The organism is Streptomyces sp. NPDC047043, assembly GCF_040644055.1.
Taxonomy (GTDB): domain Bacteria; phylum Actinomycetota; class Actinomycetes; order Streptomycetales; family Streptomycetaceae; genus Streptomyces.
This window is the reverse complement of sequence record NZ_JBEYVO010000029.1, coordinates 19,936-36,891: the sequence shown is the minus strand read 5'-3', so window position 1 is coordinate 36,891 and position 16,956 is coordinate 19,936. Positions and strand designations below refer to the sequence as shown.

Here is a 16,956-nt window from a genome sequence, read left to right as displayed (position 1 = left end):
GGGAGGGTGCCGACCGCTCCGTATCTGGGCACAGAAACGCCCGCGGCACGGTGAAGAGCCCTCGCGTACCCCCTCGGCGCCGACCCATGCCACCTCAGTCGATGCGCGCGGTGGCGTACGGGCGCCGCGCGTGCGCCCCCGCGCAACCTCGTGGCCGATTCTTCGCGCCCATGAACGGTCAGGGCCGCCAACAATGGGGCACGCGCTCAAGACCACACGGAACCGGCGTACGCGAGCTGAGGGGGAGGCGGCAGTGATCCGGGTGCTACTGGTGCACGACGAGTGTCTGGTGCGATCTGTGCTGGCGGAGTGGCTGCGACGAGAACCCGACCTGGGCGTGGACGACACCCCATGGCGCAACGCACTCGGCCGCGCACGGTCCTTACGGCCCGACGTCTGCGCGGCGGACATGGAGTGTGCGGACGCGTACGGCATCCCGCCGCTCGGCGAGCTGTGTCCGAGGATCCCTGATCCGGCGCCGCCCAGACTTCTCGTCCTTGCCAGTGCGAACAGGCCCGGCCTGCTGAAACGGGCGATCGAGGCGGGCGCGCTCGGCTACGTCGACAAGGAGGGCTCGCCCGAGCATCTGGTGCGCGGGATCCGGCGCGTCGCCCAGGGGGAACGTTTCGTCGACGACTCGCTGGGCTTCGGCTTCCTCAAGGCCGCCGAAATGCCGCTGACCCGGCGGGAGTTGAGTGTGTTGTCACTCGCCGCCGAGGGCGCGTCCGTCGCGGAGATCGCGGGAAGCCTGCACCTGTCCCACGGGACGGTGCGCAACTACATGGCGGCCATCACCCGCAAGACCGGGGCCCGCAACCGCATCGACGCGATCCGCATCTCGCAGGGTGAGGGCTGGCTCTGACGGCCCGGGCGACCAGCTGCCGACCAGATCCCGGTACAGCGGCGAGTCCTCCAGGAGCGCGTCGTGCGTTCCGTACGCCGTGCCGCGCCCGTCCATCACGAGCACCCGGTCCGCGCGCCGGGCCGAGCTGATGCGGTGGGCGACGACCACGAGGGTGCCGCCCGGCCGCCGCGCGAAGGCACGCTCGGCGCGTGCCTCGGCCTGCGGGTCCAGATGGCAGGTCGCCTCGTCGAGAAGGGCGAGCGGGGCGTACGACAGGTAGGCGCGGGCCAGCGCGATCAGCTGCCGTTCGCCCGTGGAGAGCGCCGCGGGATCGACCCGGGCGCCGGGCCCGCCGAGCGCCTCGACCAGCGGGCCGAGCCCGACCGCCTCGACCGCCGCGAGCAGCTCCGCCTCGGGCACGGGGTCCGCCCGGAGGTGGGCCAGGTTCTCGGCGACGGTGCCGGTGAAGACGTACGCCTCCTGCGGGATGAGCACGCGCCGCGCCGCGGCAGCAGCCGACGGCACGGGCTCCCCGCAGACCCGGATCGTTCCGCCACGGGGTTCCAGCAGCCCCGCGACCAGAGCGGTGAGCGTGGACTTGCCGATGCCGCTCGGGCCGACGACGGCCAGGTGGGTGCCGGGCGGGAGCTCGAGGTCGAGGTTCTCGAGGACGGGGGCGGCGGTGGGGCCGTAGGCGAAGGTGACGGAGGAGAGGGTGAGGGCGGGGGCGGGGATCGAGCGGTCGTGGTGGGCGGAGAGTGGCTGGAGCACATGGATTCCTTGGCGCTCGGGTTCTGCCGCATGACCTGTCTGCCGCCCGGGCGCGAGCCTCCGCAGGACCACCGTGAGTCGTGCGCCGCTGATACCCAGGCCGTGGACCAGGTTGCGCAGGGCCGGCAGGAGCGACTGGGTGACGTAGGCGAGGGCGCCGACCAGCGCGCCGGTGGTGACGCCGTGGGTCAGGAGCCAGGGGGCGGCGGCGAGCAGCAGCACGATCGGGAGCCGGCCGCCGATCGCGAGGGCCGCCACGCGCAGCACGCCCCAGCGGGCGAGGGAACGGGCGGCCCGCAGCTCGGCGTCGACGCGTTCCGCGGTGTCGTCGGCGATCCGTTCCTCGGCACCGGTCGCGGTGATGTCCCGCAGCCCCGGGCAGACGGCACCGAGCTGGTCGGCCAGCGCCTCGTCGGCGACCAGGAAGGCCTCCTGCCGGCGGGCGAGCGGCCGTAGCGTGGCGGCGAACAGCGCGACCCCGGCCAGGAGCGGGGGCCCGACGACGAGCAGGAGCAGCGGGGCGAGCGAGAACAGTCCCACGAGCGCGCCGACCGCGGTGAACACGAACGACCGGGAGACCATGACCAGCCCGGCGAAGGTGTCCCGGGCGATCTCCACCTGCTGGGTGAGCCCGGACAGCGCCCCGCCGTCGGCCTCCCGCACCCCGCGCTCGACGACCCGCCCGACGAGCCGGTCGCGAAGGGGTTCGACCAGTGCTGCCACGGCAGCGTAGACGCGGGCGGTCCCGTAGGCGCCCAGGAGGACCCCGAGCCCGGCCACCGCGAGCCAGCCGAGCCCGATGCCGGCCCGCCCGTGCAGAAACCCGGCGTCGAGGGCTCGCGCCGGGGCGTACCCGGTCAGAAAGGTCTGTCCCGTCTCCAGCACGGACCAGCCCGCGAGCCGCACCACGACCCGCCACCGCTCCCGGAGGAACCGGAGGCCACGCACGCACACCCCGCCGCCCACTCCGGGCACCGGCCCGTCACCGCCGAACGGACGGCCGTGCCGCACCCCGACCCGCTCCGCCACGTCCACGCCCTGCTTCGGAGGACTGGCGTCGCTCATGGGCACGCTCCGACCCTCGGCGCCGCCGGACCGTCGGCGATCCGCAGCACTTCCGGGTGCCGGTGGGCTGCCCGTACGGGGTTCCGACGGCTGCGGAGGGCGTGTCGGCGGGTCCGGACGGTCTGTGTCTGCGTCGGGTCTTCGCGCGGCGCTCGGCTGCCGGTGATCCGCCCCGGAGTCGGGTGCGGCCGCGCCGCCCGCACCCGGCCGTGCCGATGGACCCCGCCGGTCCACGTGCCCCGCATACGGTCATCGGGCACCGCCCGACAACCTCCAAGGCGCCGAAGTCCCACTCTCCGTACGTCGCCCCACCGCGAGCAGAGCCGCCGTCGGTGCACCCCGTCACTCATGCCCGCCCCCGCCCCCGAACACCGCCCGGTACTCGCCGATCCGCCACAACTCCCCGTGCGTGCCCACCGCCCGCACCCTCCCGCCGTCCAGCCATGCCACCGCGTCGGCCCGTGCCGCGGTGACCGCGCGGTGGGCGATGAGCAGCCGGGTGTTGTGCGATCCGTGGGCCAGGACGGCGTTTGTGATCTGGACCTCCGTCACCGTGTCGAGGCTGGAGAGGGCGTCGTCCAGGATGAGCAGGCGCCCGTCGTGGGCGAACGCCCTTGCCAGGCCGAGGCGTTGGGACTCTCCGCCGGAGCGGGGTGCGTCGGCGGTACGGGTGGCGTAGCCGGACGGGAGGCGTCGTACGAAGTCGTCGGCGCACGCGGTGCGGGCCGCCTCGCGGATGCGCGCGGGGGAGGGGGACGGGGATCCGAGGGCGATGGCGTCCTCCACGGTCGTGCCGAGCAGGGCCGGGCGTTCGAAGGCGTAGCCGACGGCTCGCCGCAGTTCGTCGTGGGGCAGGTCGCGCAGCGGGACGCCGTCCAGCAGGATCTCGCCCGCGTCCGGGTCCGCCAGGCGGCCGGCCAGCGCAGCGAGGAGCGACTTGCCCGTGCCGGAACGGCCGACCACCGCAAGGGTCGTGCCGCCGGGGACGACCAGGTCGACGCCGTCGAGCACGGTGCGGTCGCCGCGCCGGGCCGTCACGCCGCGCAGCTCCACGCGGCCGGGACCATCCACGGGCAGTCGCCGTGAACCGTAGGCGGGCGCCTGTTCCGCCAGTACCTCGCTCAGCCGCCCGGCGGCCGCACGCGCCCGGGCCAGACCCGCGAACTGGCCCACCAGCACGCCCACTCCGGTGGCGAGCACCGCGTACCGGGAGGCCGCGAGGACCTCGCCGACCGACAGCCGGTGGCGGGTGAGCAGCACCCCGGCCACGGCCACGACACCGAGCTGCAGCAGCGGCGCCACGGCGGTCGCCCGCCCGGCCGCCCGCCCCTGCACCCGCCACATGCGGTAGCCCGCGCGGGACAGTTCGGGCAGCGGCCGCAGGATCCGCGCCGTCTCCCTGTCGGCCGTACCCGCCGCTTCGATCGTGCGGTGGCCCTCGACGGCCTCCGCGAGTGCGCCCGCGATCCGGCCCTGCACCTGCTGGTAGTCCGCCACGCAGCGGGTCGTGTCACGGCTGAAGGCGCGCAGCAGCAGGGTGAGTACCGGTGCTCCGACGAGGAACACGGCCGCGAGCCACGGGTCGATGAGGCCGAGCGCCACCATGCCCCCGACGGGACCGGCCAGCGCGGCGAGCAGCGCGGCGCGTGCGGTCGGCGCCGTCCCGGCCTGGGCCGCGTTGCCCACCAGGCGGGCGACGAGATCGCCCGGCCCGAAGCGGGCGGCGGCCCGCGGGCCCACCGCGAGCACATGCCCGGTCAGCCTGCGCCGCAGCCACGCCGTCGTCCGGGCGTCGACGGTCCCGCCGAGCACGGTCTCGCAGGCGTCGAGCAGGGCCAGCAGCAGCACGATCCCGGCGCAGCACAGCACCCAGCGGGTCGCCGGGGCGTGGGCCAGGAGGAGGTCGAGGGTGCGGCCGAGCGCGGCCGGCAGCAGCAGACCGAGCCCCGTGGCCGCCGTGCTCACCAGACACAGCACCACACAGCGCGAACCGCTGTGCCGCGTGGCGGAGTTCAGCAACGCGGAGGGCTGTGCGGCGTCGGCACGGCTCGTCATACGGCTGCGGCCTCACATCCGGGGTGGGAGCGACGATGTGCAGGACCCCGGGCGGCCCCTCCCTCGCGGGAGTGGACCGCCCGGAGCCGTGGGCGCACGCTGCTCGTCAGAGACAGAGCAGAACGCTGGCCGCGCTGATGCAGGAGAGCAGGCTGACGGTGCTCGCGCCGCCGCCGTCGGTGTGCTCTTCGGACTCCATCGTCTGCAGGTCGAGCAGTGCCATCTCGTTTCCTTTCATCGATGTCCACCCGTGGGGACGGGGTTGTGTCACGACTCCGTCAGATCGCGGAGCCGCGTCATGAGGGCCGCCTCAGCGGCGGCAGGAACGGCAGTTGAGCGGTGGAGCCGGCGTCCAGGGCCGCGCCGAGCGCGAGCAGGCACCCTGCCGTTCCGGTGCCGAGGTCCATGGACAGCCGCATCATCTGGTGCCCGGGGAAGGCCAGTTGGCCCTGGTAGGCCATCGCGAACCAGCCCAGCCCGTCGAGCTGTTCGGGCAGGCGGTCGGTGGCGCCGGTGCGGGCGAGGTGCAGGATCATGCCGGCGCGGCCCTGGAAGAGCCCGGGCTGCGCGTAGAAGCGGCAGGTCGCGGCGGTCAGTATGCCCTGGCGGACCAGCTCGAACTCCCCGGTTCCGGGGGCGGCTCGGGCGAGGTAGTCGTCGAGGACCATCCCCACTCCCGCACTGCCGTCGCCGAGGTACGGCAGCGTCCGCCACCCCTCGTCGACCTCCAGCGACCCGCCCTCGCGCACCACACAGCACTCCAGGTCCCGGCGCAGTGCCACGGCGGCCGCCTCCAACAGCCTTGCGTCGCCGGTCCATTCGTACTGCCGCAGCAGGAACAGCGCGGGCCCGGCGGCGCCCCGCAGCAGTCCGGCCCGCCGCCGCGTCCTCGTCTCGGGGAGCGGCTCCGCCAGACGTCGTACGAGAATGTCCGCCGCCTCGGCGGCCCGCTCGCGCAGCTCCGACTCGCCTGTCGTGCAAGCCATTTGGCCGAGCACGAGGCCCAGGCCGGCGAGGCCGCCGAGCAGGTCTGAGGAGAGGTTCTGCCACTTCTCGGCGAGGATGCCCTCGACCAGGTCCAGCGCCCGCTGCCGGTGGCCGAGCCGGTCCAGGACATGGGCGACGCCCGCGAGCCCGTCGTACAGGCCGAGCGGTGTGCCGGCCGGCGCCGGGTCCGTGCGGGCGAGCAGCCAGCGCTCGCCCTCCTCGTACCGCTCGGCGCCGGTCTCCGCCAGCGCGTACAGCACCCCGGCCGCGCCATGGGCGAGCCCGAGCCCGCCGCCGTCGGAGAACTGGTCGATGTCGCCGGGGAAGAGCCGGTCGTCGCGTTCCGGGGTGGCCGAGGCGAGGATCGCCTTGACCATCGAGTCACGGCTGTGCGGCCAGTCGCCGGGCCGCACGAACGCCGGGACACCGACCCCCGCGCCCCGCGTGATCTCCGTGACCGCCTCGTCCAGGAACTCCCGCGGTACGTCGGGGAATTGCTCCGCGATCACCTCGGCCAGATGCGCCGCCTTGCCCCGGTCGACCACGAACAGCGTGGTGACGGGCAGGAACAGCGCGAGCCGTAAGCAGGCCAGCGCATAGCGGTCGACGTCGATGCCGGTCCGGTCGGGCGGGGCGAAGAAGCCGGGATGCGCGACGACTTGGCGGCCGTTCTCCGTCACCGGCGCCGCCGCCTCGAAGTCGAGCAGGGACACCGACTCCTCGTCGGGCGCGACCATGATGTTGAAGACGTGCAGGTCGTTGAAGACGATCCCGCGCGCGTGCACCGCCTCCACCGCACGCTCGACGGCGCCATGGATGCGTACCGCCCACTCCGCGTAGGCCCGTACGGCATCCGGGTCGGGGTCCGGCGTCAGCAGCGGATGGCGTTGCGCGAAGAAGGAGTTGAGCGGGCGTCCCTCGAGGAAGTCCATGACCAGGAACCGGTGGTCGCCCAGCGTGAACCAGTCCCGCACCTCGGGCACCACGCCCGTCCCGGCCACCTGCTCCAGCGCCCACTTCTCGCGCTCCAGCCGGGCGATCGCGTCCGCGCCGTCGGAGGCCAGCCCCGCATGCGGCCGCCCCTCCTTCAACACCACCTTGCGTCCGTCGCGGGTGTCGGTGCCCACGTAGACCCCGCCGCCGTTGGAGAAGTGCAGCGCCTTCTCGATGCGGTACGGCAGGTCGCCCACCGTCGTGGTGTTGCGGGCCGCCAGATGCGGTTCGAGGAACGCCGGCAGTGTCACCCACTCGGGCACCTGGAACGACGGCGCCCGCCGGTCCGGCACCGGCGTCCCCGCGCCGTCCCGCACCGCCGGCACGAGCGAGCCCCGCTCGTCGACGACGAAAGTCCGCGCGAAGGCGCCGTAGCGGACATAGAGCGGCCCGTCGTACCAGCGCAGGTCGGTGAGGATGTACGGCCCCTCGAAGCCCTCGAGGAGCCGGCCCAGCTCGCGCAGCACCTGGTGGAGCTGCTCCTCGTCGGCCGGGTAGACGGTGACGAACTTGCCGCTGGTGTCGCGGCCCGCGTACTTGGTGTTGCGCAGGTGCAGCAGATGCGGGCCCGGCACGAACTTGAACGGGATGCGGCGCGGCACGCAGTAGTCCCACACGATCGCGGCGATCCGCTCGGCGTTCGCCCGGGTGGCCGATGCGTGGATCTTCCAGCCCTGGGACGGGCCCCGCACCGGGTTCCCGTCCGCCTCCAGCGGAGTGAGCGTCAGCCAGTCGCCGATCCGCGCCGCCTGCCAGCCCTCGGGCACCTCGCGACGGGCGGTCTCGAACTCGGGCGCGGCCTGCTGTCCGGCCGCGGCGAGCCGGTCCGGCGTCTCGTAGAAGTGTCTGTCCGCGAGCGCGTACACCTCGTACCGCTTGTCCATGGATCCCCCTCCGTGGCCCGGCATCGAGACTTCCAGCCGGTCCGCGGCACCGGACAGTCACGCCTGTCACGAGATCACCGTGCGGTACGCATGCGTTAAGACATGTTCGGCGCCTTTCGATCGGACACGCCTGCTGACCTCCATGGAACGCTCACAGGGGCTGCGCAGACGGCTCATACGCGCTGTAATTGCGGACGTGGTCAGTGAGGGCGCGGAGGGACGCAGAACGAGAACTTTGCGTGCCGAAGGTGCCCTGAGAGCGCTCACCTCCGGTCCGCCCTCGCCCGAACGGCTGCGCCGCGTCCTGGAACAGGCCCTGGTCTTCGCCGGCGCCTCGTTCGCCGGTCTCTACACGCCGGGGGAGGACGGCGACCTGCTGTGCCTGGCCGAGTCGGCCGGTGTGCCGAGGACCCAGTTCGGGCTGCGCGACAGCTATCCCGGCGCCGGACGCTCCCCGGTCGCCGACGGCCACCGCTCCGGCAGCCCGCTGTGGCTCGGTCCCAAGGAACTCGCCGAGGCGGCCGAGTCGCGGCGCACGCCCTCGCGGGAGTTCTTCGTCGCGGTGCTGCCCGCGCGCGGGGACGGCGGCGGCGGTTGTCTGCTGGCCGTCAGCGAGCGGCCCGACGGCTTCGACACCGAGGACCGCAAGTGCCTGGAGCTGATCGCCGACGCCGTCGGCGGCCCCGCCCCGGCCCGGGCCGCCGAGGGCGGCGAGCTGCGGTCCAACGCCTTCAGCCTCGCCATGGACAGCGGCCGGGTCGAGGTCGGCGAGGACATCCTGGAGCTGTTCGCCCTCACCCGCGCCGAGTTCGACGGCAAGGTCGAGACCCTCCTGGGCCTGACCGTCCCGGAGGACCTGCCCTCGCTGATGTCGGTGACCGAGGCCGACCACATGTCCATCGGCGAGCGCGAGTTGGAGTTCCGGGTGCTGCAGCCCTCGGGCCCGCCGAAGTGGCTCAGGCTGCGCGGGCGCCTGGTGCCCGGCGGCGAGGGCCGGCCGGCGCAGCTGGTCGGCACGGTCGCCGACGCCTCCAAGCTGCGCTCCGACGTCACCGACGTGGCGCGCGTCCAGCGGCTCGCCGCCGCCCTGGCCACCGCGGGCACCGTCCGCGACGTCAGCCAGGCCGTGGTCTCCGCACTGCGCAAGCCGCTGCAGGCCGACCGGATCGCGCTCGCCGAACTCGAGGGCGACCGGCTCGTCGTGACGGTCCTGGAACCGCCGGAACCGGAGTCCTGGCCCGAGCTGTGGCGCCTGGAGTGGCGCACCGAGTGGCCCGACGCACCTGTGCGCGCGATGCCCACGCTGGCCGCCGCCCTGCGCGAGGGCCGCGCCCACATCTGGCCCGCCGGCACCCCGCTGGAACCCGCCCTCGCCGAGGTCGGCCCCGGCGGCCTCGCCGTGCTGCCACTGCCCGCCGGAACCCGCATGGCCGGCGCCTGCCTGATCGGCTGGGACACCCCGCACGACTTCGGCCCCGACGAACGCGCCCTGCTCACCGCCTCGGCCGGCCTCGCAGGCCAGGCCCTGATGCGCGCCCACGCCTTCGACGCCGAACACGAACTCGTCGGCATGCTCCAGCGCCAGCTGCTGCCGCGCCGCCTGCCCAAGCTGCCCGGCGCGGTCGCCGTCGCCCGCTACCTGCCTGCGACCGCCGGTCTCGAGGTCGGCGGCGACTGGTACGACGTGATCCCGCTGCCCGACAACCACGTCGCCCTCGTCATCGGCGACGTCCAGGGCCACAGCACGGCCGCCGCCACCCTCATGGGCCAGATGCGCACCGCCCTGCGCGCCTACGCCGTCGAGGGACACCCGCCGGACGTGGTCGTCTCCCACGCCAACCGCCTGCTGCTGGACATCGAGACCGACCTCTTCGCCACCTGCTGCTACGTCGACGTCGACATGGAGGAGGGCTCCGCCTGGTACGTGCGCGCCGGACATCTGCCGCCGGTGCTGCGCCTCCCGGACGGCAGCACCGAGATCCCCGAGTCGGACGGCGGGCCGCCGCTCGGCGTGGTCACGCAGGCCGAGTTCCCGATGAGCGTGCTCCGGCTGCAGCCCGGCACGGTGGTCGCGCTCACCACGGACGGGCTCGTCGAGTCCGCCGAGGCCGACATCGACGACGGCATGGACCGGCTCGCCCATGAACTGTCCGACGCCGACCCCGCCCACCTCGGCCTCGTGGCCGACGCCCTGCTCGGCAGCGCCCAGCGCGCGGACGACGTCGCCCTGCTCCTGCTGCGCTACGACGGCATGGCGCTGCGCCCGCTGCGCGAGAGCTGGACGGTGTGGCGCGTCCCCGAGGCCGTCGGGCACACCCGCCGCTTCACGCGGCGCACCCTGCGCGCCTGGAGCGTGTCCCGGGACGACGCGGACACGGTCCTGCTCGTCGTCTCCGAGCTCGTCACCAACGCCCTGGTGCACACCGACGGCCAGGTCCGCCTCGACCTCACCCTGCTCGACAACCGGCTGCGGGTCTCGGTCGCCGACTCCTCGCCGCGCACCCCCGTCAAGCCCACCAGCATCGGCTGGGAGGCCACCGGCGGCCGCGGCATCCTCCTCGTCGAGGCCATGTCGGAGACATGGGGAACCGTGCCGGTCAGCGGCGGCAAGCAGGTGTGGGCGGAGATCGTGCTCAGCCGTCCGTGACGTTGGCGGTGATCAGACGCAGGAGCTGCTTGGCGGCGGCGTCCTGCTCGGGGGTCAGACCCATGGCGTCGCCGATGGCGAGCGGGACTTCGCCCGCCCGGTCCCGGAGCCTGGCCCCGGCCTCGGTCAGCCGGATGGCCACCGACCGCTCGTCCTCCGCCCGCCGTTCCCGGCGCAGCAGCCCGCCCGCCTCCAGCCGCTTGAGCAGCGGCGACAGCGTGCTGGACTCCAGCTGGAGCGAGGCGCCCAGGTCCCGTACGGAGATCGAGTCCTGCTCCCACAGCACGAGCATGACCAGGTACTGCGGGTACGTCAGGCCGAGCTCGTCCAGCAGCGGGCGGTAGCGCGCGGTGACGGCGCGGGAGGCGGCATAGAGGGCGAAGCAGAGCTGGTCGTCCAGGAGGAGCGACCCCTCGCTCGGCTCGGCTGCGGCTGGGCTCACGGCACGGCTCCCGGTTGCTGTCCTGTTCACGGCGATCACCACTCTAACGTTCGGGTCCGTCCTATTCTATCGGGCACAAATAAATCTCAAGCAAATAAGTTGTGCACGACTTAATCGCACGCTACTGTCTCTGGTGTGCCGCAGCGGCGGCCCGGCATCCCGCCGGAGCCCGTTCGCGGCACCCCGATCCGAGGAGGCCGTTCATGACCGGCACCACCGCACCCCGCCCCGTCCTCGAGCCCGCCGCCCAGGCCTTCGTCGAGGCCACCGCCAACCCGCCCTACCTGTTCGACCTCGGCCCGGCCGACGGCCGCAAGACCGTCGACGAGGTGCAGTCCGGCGACATCGCCAAGCCCGCCGTCGACGAGGAGTGGATCACCGTGCCGGGTGGCCCCACCGGCCAGGTCCGCGCCCGCATCGTCCGCCCGGCCGGCCTAACCGGCACCCTCCCGGCGATCGTCTACATCCACGGCGCGGGCTGGGTGTTCGGCAACGCCCACACCCACGACCGTCTGGTGCGCGAACTGGCCGTCGGCACCGGCGCCGCGGTCGTCTTCCCCGAGTACGACCTGTCGCCCGAGGCCCGCTACCCGGTCGCGATCGAGCAGAACTACGCGGTCGCGAAGTGGGTCGTCGAGCAGGGCGCAGCCAAGAACCTGGACGGCTCCCGGGTGGCCGTGGCCGGCGACTCCGTCGGCGGCAACATGACCGCCGCCCTGACCCTGATGGCCAAGCAGCGCGGCGACGTCCCGCTGGTGCAGCAGGTGCTCTTCTACCCGGTCACCGACGCGAGCTTCGACACCGGCTCCTACCACCGGTTCGCCGAGGGCTACTTCCTGCGCCGGGACGCCATGCAGTGGTTCTGGGACCAGTACACGACCGACGAGGCCGAGCGCACCCAGATCACCGCGTCCCCGCTGCGGGCCTCCGCCGACCAGCTCACCGGACTCCCGCCGGCCCTGGTCATCACCGCCGAGGCCGACGTCCTGCGCGACGAGGGCGAGGCGTACGCCAACAAGCTGCGCGAGGCCGGCGTCCCGGTCACCGCGGTCCGCTACCAGGGCATCATCCACGACTTCGTGATGCTCAACGCCCTGCGCGAAACCCACGCCGCCGAGGCCGCCATCAGCCAGGCGATCACCACCCTGCGCACGGCCCTCGGCACCGTCTGACCGCCGGCCCGGCGGGCTGCCCGACGTCCGGACGGCGACGACCCGCGCCGCCGTCCTTGTCCTCGACGGTGACCGGCTGCACGGCCTGGTCACCGACCGCGGCCGGGTTCGTGCGGTCCCTCGCCGAGGGCGGCGACCCCGAGCAGACCACCGTGGCCGGCGCGTGCAGCGACGATCTGTGACCGTAGGCCCCGACGATGACCCGGACCGCGCGATACGGCTGATGCGTGCGCCGTACGCCGGATCCTGGTCGTCGACCGCGGCCACCCGGTCGGCAGGGTCTCCCTCGACGACCTGGCCATGGAGCGCGCCCCCGGAGTTGACGCTCGGCGGCATCAGCGCCGCGCGGCCCAACACCTGAGCACGCGAAACTGCGCCCCGGGGCAGGACAGTTGGGTCCGACGGCGGCAGGCGCGGCATCGGGGGCGGGCGGGCCGGCGGCGCGTCGCGGCGTTTGACCGGGCCGCCGCCGGGGACCCGGTCCGCGAGTACTGATGCAGAAGGAAGATGAACCGCCGTGACGACGCACATTGATGACAAGCTCGTGATCCGTCGCCCCGAGAGCGGCTGGTCGAAGGCCCGTCGCCTGCGAGGCAAGGGCGTCGTGCGGACCTGCATTCCGGCCGTCCTCGACGAGGGCGCCACCCGAACGGAGCAGGCGGGCCCCGAGGGCAACATCGTGCGGGGCGAGGACTGACCGGCGCCGCAGCCCGGCCGCCTGCGCAGCACGGCCGTAACGCGCAAGTCATCCCGACAACGGTCGTCATACGACGATCGACGCTAGGGTGAACCAAATGAAGGCTCTCGTGCTGTCCGGTGGCGCCGGTACACGACTGAGGCCGATCACGCACACATCGGCCAAGCAGCTCGTGCCCGTTGCCAACAAGGCCGTGCTCTTCTACGGACTGGAATCCATCGCCGCCGCCGGTATCACCGAGGTCGGCGTCATCGTCGGAGACACCGCCGCCGAGATCCAGGAAGCAGTCGGCGACGGTTCCAAGTTCGGTCTGGAGATCACCTACATTCCCCAGGAGCGGCCCCTCGGGCTGGCCCACGCGGTGCTGATAGCGCGGGACTGGCTCGGCGACGACGACTTCGTCATGTACCTGGGCGACAACTTCATCGTCGGCGGCATCACCGCCCTCGTCGACGAGTTCCAGAGACATCGCCCCGACGCCCAGATCCTGCTCACCAGGGTGGCCGACCCCCGTTCGTTCGGCGTCGCCGAACTCGACGCCGCCGGCCAGGTCATCGGCCTGGAGGAGAAACCCGAGCACCCCAAGAGCGACTTCGCCCTGGTGGGCGTCTACCTGTTCACGCCCCTCATCCACGACGCGGTGCGCGCCATCCGCCCGTCCTGGCGCGGCGAACTGGAGATCACCCACGCCATCCAACACCTGATCGACAGCCACGCCGACGTGCGCTGCACCGTCATCAAGGGCTACTGGAAGGACACCGGGAACGTCGTCGACATGCTCGAGGTCAACCGGAGCGTCCTGGAAGGCCTCGACCGCCGGATCGACGGCGAGGTGGACGAGGCCTCCGAGACCATCGGGCGGGTCGTCGTGGAGGAGGGCGCGCGGGTCGTGAACTCGCGCATCGTCGGCCCGGTCGTGATCGGTGCCGGCACCGTCGTCCAGGACTCCTACGTCGGCCCGTTCACCTCCGTCGCGGAGAACTGCCGGATCACCGACAGCGAGGTGGAGTTCTCCATCGTGCTGCGCGACTCCTCGATCCTCGGGGTGGGCCGGATCGAGAACTCCCTCATCGGCCGCCATGTCGAGGTGACCCCGGCTCCCAGCGTGCCCAGCGCCCACCGCCTAGTCCTCGGAGACCACAGCAAGGTGCAGATCCATACATGAATCTCCTCGTCACCGGCGCCGCCGGATTCATCGGCTCCAGTTACGTCCGCACTCTGCTGGCCTCCGAGGCGCCCGACGCGCCCCGGGTCACCGTGCTGGACAAGCTCACCTACGCCGGCAACCTCGACAACCTCGATCTCGACCACCCCGGGCTGGAGTTCGTCCAGGGCGACATCCGCGACGCCGAGCTGGTCGACAAGCTGATGGCGGAGGCGGACCAGGTGGTGCACTTCGCCGCCGAGTCCCATGTGGACCGCTCGATCGCCGGCGCGACCGACTTCGTCCTGACCAACGTGGTGGGCACCCAGGTTCTGCTGGACGCGGCCCTGCGCTACCGCGTCGGGCCCTTCGTGCACATCTCCACCGACGAGGTCTACGGCTCCATCGAGTCGGGCTCCTGGCCCGAGGACCACCCGCTGCAGCCCAACTCCCCCTACTCCGCCTCCAAGGCCTCCTCCGACCTCCTCGCCCTCGCCTACCACCGCACCCACGGCCTGGACGTCCGCGTCACCCGCTGCTCCAACAACTACGGCCCGCACCAGTACCCCGAGAAGGTCATCCCGCTCTTCGTCACCAACCTCCTCGACGGGAAGAACGTCCCTCTGTACGGCGAGGGGCTCAACGTCCGCGACTGGCTGCACGTCGAAGACCACTGCCAGGGCGTGGAGTTGGTACGCACCCAGGGCCGGCCGGGGGAGGTGTACAACATCGGCGGCGGCACCGAACTGAGCAACCGGGAACTCACCGGCCTGCTGCTGGAGGCCTGCGGCGCCGACTGGGACCGGGTCGAGTACGTCGAGGACCGCAAGGGACACGACCTGCGCTACTCGGTGGACTGGAGCAAGGCCCGCGACGAGCTCGGCTACCGCCCGCGCCACGACTTCACCACCGGCCTCGCCGAGACCGTCGCCTGGTACCGCGACAACCGCGCCTGGTGGGAACCCCTGAAGCGGCGGACGCCATGAGGTGGCTGGTCACCGGCGCCGGCGGCATGCTCGGCCGTGACACGGTCGACGAACTGGCCCGGCGCGGCGAGGACGTGACGGGCCTGGACCACACGGCCCTGGACATCACCCGGCACGAGGCGATCGAGCGGGCGTTCACGGAGTGCCGCCCCGAACTGGTCGTCAACTGCGCGGCGTACACCGCCGTCGACGACGCCGAGACCGACGAGGACCGCGCCCTGCGCATCAACGGCGACGGACCCCGCCTCCTCGCTCGCGCCTGCGCGGCCACCGGCGCCCGCCTCGTCCACGTCTCCACCGACTACGTCTTCGCAGGCGACGCCAGTACCCCGTACCCGGAGGACCACCCTCCCGCCCCGCGCACCGCCTACGGCCGCACCAAGCTCGCCGGCGAGCGAGCGGTGCTCGAGGAACTGCCCGAGGCGAGCGCGATCGTGCGAACGGCTTGGCTCTACGGCGTCCACGGGCGTAGCTTCGTCCGCACGATGATCGACCTGGAGTCCCGCCGGGACACCCTGGACGTCGTCGACGACCAGCGTGGACAGCCGACCTGGAGCGCCGACGTCGCCGCACGCCTCGCCGACCTCGGCCCCCGCCTCGGCCGGGGCGCCTGCGGTGTCTTCCATGCCACCAGCTCCGGCGAGACCACCTGGTACGAGCTGGCCCGCGAGGTCTTCCGCGACCTCGGCGCCGACCCGGACCGGGTGCGCCCCGTCGGCAGCGCGGCCTTCCCGAGGCCCGCGCCCCGCCCCGCGTACAGCGCCCTCGCCCACGACCGCTGGCAGGAGCTCGGCCTGCCGCCGCTGCGCGACTGGCGCACCGCCCTGCACGAAGCACTTCCCCGAATCCGCAAGGAGTCCCCTTCGTGAAACGCCATGAGTTCCTGCGGGACCTGCACAAGGTCACCGCCAACCGCAACTACCTGGAGATCGGGGTCAACGACGGCCGCAGCCTGAAGCTGTCGCGCGTCCCGAGTATCGCGGTCGACCCCGCGTTCAAGGTGGTCACGGAGATCCGGTGCGACGTCCACCTGGTCAAGGCCACCAGCGACGACTTCTTCGCCCGCGACAACCCCCTCGCCCACCTCAAGGGCGGCCGCCACCCCGTGCGCAACCTGCGCCGTGGCCGCGCACCGTTCGGCTACTGGCGGCGCACCACGCTCGACCTGGCGTTCATCGACGGTATGCACCTGTTCGAGTACGCGCTGCGGGACTTCATCAACATCGAGAAGCACTCCGACTGGTCGAGCGTGATCGTCTTCGACGACATGCTGCCGCGCAGCATCGACGAGGCGGCCCGCGACCGGCACACCACCGCCTGGACCGGCGACGTCTACAAGGTCATCGAGATCCTGAACCGCTACCGGCCCGACCTGGTGACCGTCCTGGTCGACACCCAGCCCACCGGCCAGCTGGTCGTCTTCGGCGCCGACCCCAAGAGCACCGTGCTCAAGGACAAGTACGACGAGATCATCGCCGAGTTCGAGGTGCCCGACCCGCAGAAGGTGCCCGAGGCCGTCCTGGAGCGGGTCAAGGCGGTCAAGCCCGAGACGCTGCTGGGAGCGGACTTCTGGCGCCCCTTGGTGCGCGCCCGCAACCGCGGTCTGAAGCGCTCCCGCGGCTGGGAGGCGCTGCGCACCTCCCTGGACGCCTTCGCCGTCAGCCGCTGAACGGCGGCCTGCGCAGCTCCTCGTAGCGGGCTGCGCAGGCCTCGTACGTCGGCAGCAGTCCGGACTCCACGGCCTCGGCCAGCGACGGCGACTCGGCGTCCTTCGGCGACAGGACCGGCGGGATGTCCTCGGGCCAGGTGATGCCCAGGTCCGGGTCGAGCGGGTGCACGCCGTGCTCCCGCTCGGGCGCGTAGCCGGTCGAGGTCATGTACACCATCGTGGCGTCGTCGGTGAGCGACATGAAGGCGTGCCCGAGGCCCTCCGCGAGGAACAGGGCGTGCCGGCTGTCGTCGTCGAGCCGTACCGCCTCCCACTGCGCGAAGGTGGGCGAGCCGACGCGCAGGTCGACCACCACGTCCAGGACGGCCCCGCGCACACAGGTCACGTACTTGGCCTGCCCGGGCGGCACGTCCGCGAAGTGCACCCCGCGCAGCACGCCCCAGCGGGAGACCGAGCAGTTGGCCTGCGCGAGCGACAGGTCGTAGCCGGTCGCCTCGCGGAACTCCTCGCCGCGGTACCACTCGTGGAAGGTGCCCCGCTCGTCCGGGAAGACCTTCGGTTCGAGCGTCCAGGCGCCCTCTATCCCCAGTGATCGCACGC

13 protein-coding genes and 2 pseudogenes are annotated in these 16,956 nt (G+C 72.7%); 9 read left to right on the top strand and 6 right to left on the bottom strand.

All coding sequences use genetic code 11. The features are described from left to right. Positions 1–193: 193 nt before the first annotated feature. Positions 194–778: pseudogene (locus tag ABZ880_RS37680) on the top strand (response regulator transcription factor); the annotation flags it as partial. Here the strand turns inward: ABZ880_RS37680 and ABZ880_RS37675 are convergent. The 4 genes from ABZ880_RS37675 to lanKC all read right to left on the bottom strand — a co-directional run bounded on the left by ABZ880_RS37675 (position 704) and on the right by lanKC (position 7,599). After that, positions 704–2,680: an ABC transporter ATP-binding protein gene (locus ABZ880_RS37675; protein ID WP_361272761.1), complete on the bottom strand. Its 1,977-nt coding sequence runs from the start codon at positions 2,678–2,680 to the stop codon at positions 704–706. The pseudogene ABZ880_RS37680 and the gene ABZ880_RS37675 sit on opposite strands and share 75 nt — an antisense overlap. A gap of 342 nt (positions 2,681–3,022) precedes the next feature. Next, positions 3,023–4,735 (bottom strand): ABC transporter ATP-binding protein, encoded by a 1,713-nt coding sequence (locus ABZ880_RS37670; RefSeq protein ID WP_361272758.1) that lies wholly within the window; start codon positions 4,733–4,735, stop codon positions 3,023–3,025. Between the two features lie 106 nt (positions 4,736–4,841). Further along, positions 4,842–4,958, bottom strand: coding sequence for a SapB/AmfS family lanthipeptide (locus tag ABZ880_RS37665; RefSeq protein WP_361272755.1), 117 nt, complete (start codon positions 4,956–4,958; stop codon positions 4,842–4,844). A gap of 73 nt (positions 4,959–5,031) precedes the next feature. Then, positions 5,032–7,599: a class III lanthionine synthetase LanKC gene (gene lanKC / locus ABZ880_RS37660; RefSeq protein WP_361272752.1), complete on the bottom strand. Its 2,568-nt coding sequence runs from the start codon at positions 7,597–7,599 to the stop codon at positions 5,032–5,034. 142 nt (positions 7,600–7,741) lie between these two features. On the opposite strand from lanKC, the gene ABZ880_RS37655 reads away from it, so the two are divergent. Then, positions 7,742–10,246, top strand: coding sequence for a SpoIIE family protein phosphatase (locus ABZ880_RS37655; RefSeq protein ID WP_361272749.1), 2,505 nt, complete (start codon positions 7,742–7,744; stop codon positions 10,244–10,246). Here ABZ880_RS37655 and ABZ880_RS37650 read toward each other — a convergent pair. Further along, entirely contained in the window at positions 10,233–10,688 is a 456-nt protein-coding gene (locus ABZ880_RS37650) for a MarR family transcriptional regulator (RefSeq protein WP_361272747.1), read from the bottom strand. The genes ABZ880_RS37655 and ABZ880_RS37650 overlap by 14 nt on opposite strands. A gap of 203 nt (positions 10,689–10,891) precedes the next feature. On the opposite strand from ABZ880_RS37650, the gene ABZ880_RS37645 reads away from it, so the two are divergent. The 7 genes and pseudogenes from ABZ880_RS37645 (at position 10,892) to ABZ880_RS37615 (ending at position 16,356) form a co-directional block, all read left to right on the top strand. Further along, entirely contained in the window at positions 10,892–11,860 is a 969-nt protein-coding gene (locus ABZ880_RS37645) for an alpha/beta hydrolase (protein ID WP_361272744.1), read from the top strand. A 49-nt stretch (positions 11,861–11,909) separates the two neighbouring features. Further along, positions 11,910–12,221 (top strand): annotated as a pseudogene (locus ABZ880_RS37640) (CBS domain-containing protein); the annotation flags it as partial. A gap of 156 nt (positions 12,222–12,377) precedes the next feature. Continuing rightward, the gene (locus tag ABZ880_RS37635; protein WP_361272741.1) at positions 12,378–12,557 is read left to right on the top strand and encodes a hypothetical protein; all 180 of its coding nucleotides are present in this window, start codon (positions 12,378–12,380) and stop codon (positions 12,555–12,557) included. 97 nt (positions 12,558–12,654) lie between these two features. Then, entirely contained in the window at positions 12,655–13,722 is a 1,068-nt protein-coding gene (locus ABZ880_RS37630; RefSeq protein WP_361272739.1) for a glucose-1-phosphate thymidylyltransferase, read from the top strand. Further along, the gene (gene rfbB / locus ABZ880_RS37625) at positions 13,719–14,687 is read left to right on the top strand and encodes a dTDP-glucose 4,6-dehydratase (RefSeq protein ID WP_361272736.1); all 969 of its coding nucleotides are present in this window, start codon (positions 13,719–13,721) and stop codon (positions 14,685–14,687) included. Before ABZ880_RS37630 ends, rfbB begins: the two co-directional genes overlap by 4 nt. Further along, entirely contained in the window at positions 14,684–15,556 is an 873-nt protein-coding gene (gene rfbD, locus ABZ880_RS37620) for a dTDP-4-dehydrorhamnose reductase (RefSeq protein WP_361272733.1), read from the top strand. The genes rfbB and rfbD overlap by 4 nt, the downstream gene beginning before the upstream one ends. Further along, positions 15,553–16,356 (top strand): class I SAM-dependent methyltransferase, encoded by an 804-nt coding sequence (locus ABZ880_RS37615; protein ID WP_361272731.1) that lies wholly within the window; start codon positions 15,553–15,555, stop codon positions 16,354–16,356. Before rfbD ends, ABZ880_RS37615 begins: the two co-directional genes overlap by 4 nt. Here ABZ880_RS37615 and rfbC read toward each other — a convergent pair. Continuing rightward, the gene (rfbC, locus tag ABZ880_RS37610) at positions 16,346–16,954 is read right to left on the bottom strand and encodes a dTDP-4-dehydrorhamnose 3,5-epimerase (protein WP_361272728.1); all 609 of its coding nucleotides are present in this window, start codon (positions 16,952–16,954) and stop codon (positions 16,346–16,348) included. The genes ABZ880_RS37615 and rfbC overlap by 11 nt on opposite strands. Positions 16,955–16,956 lie beyond the last annotated feature (2 nt).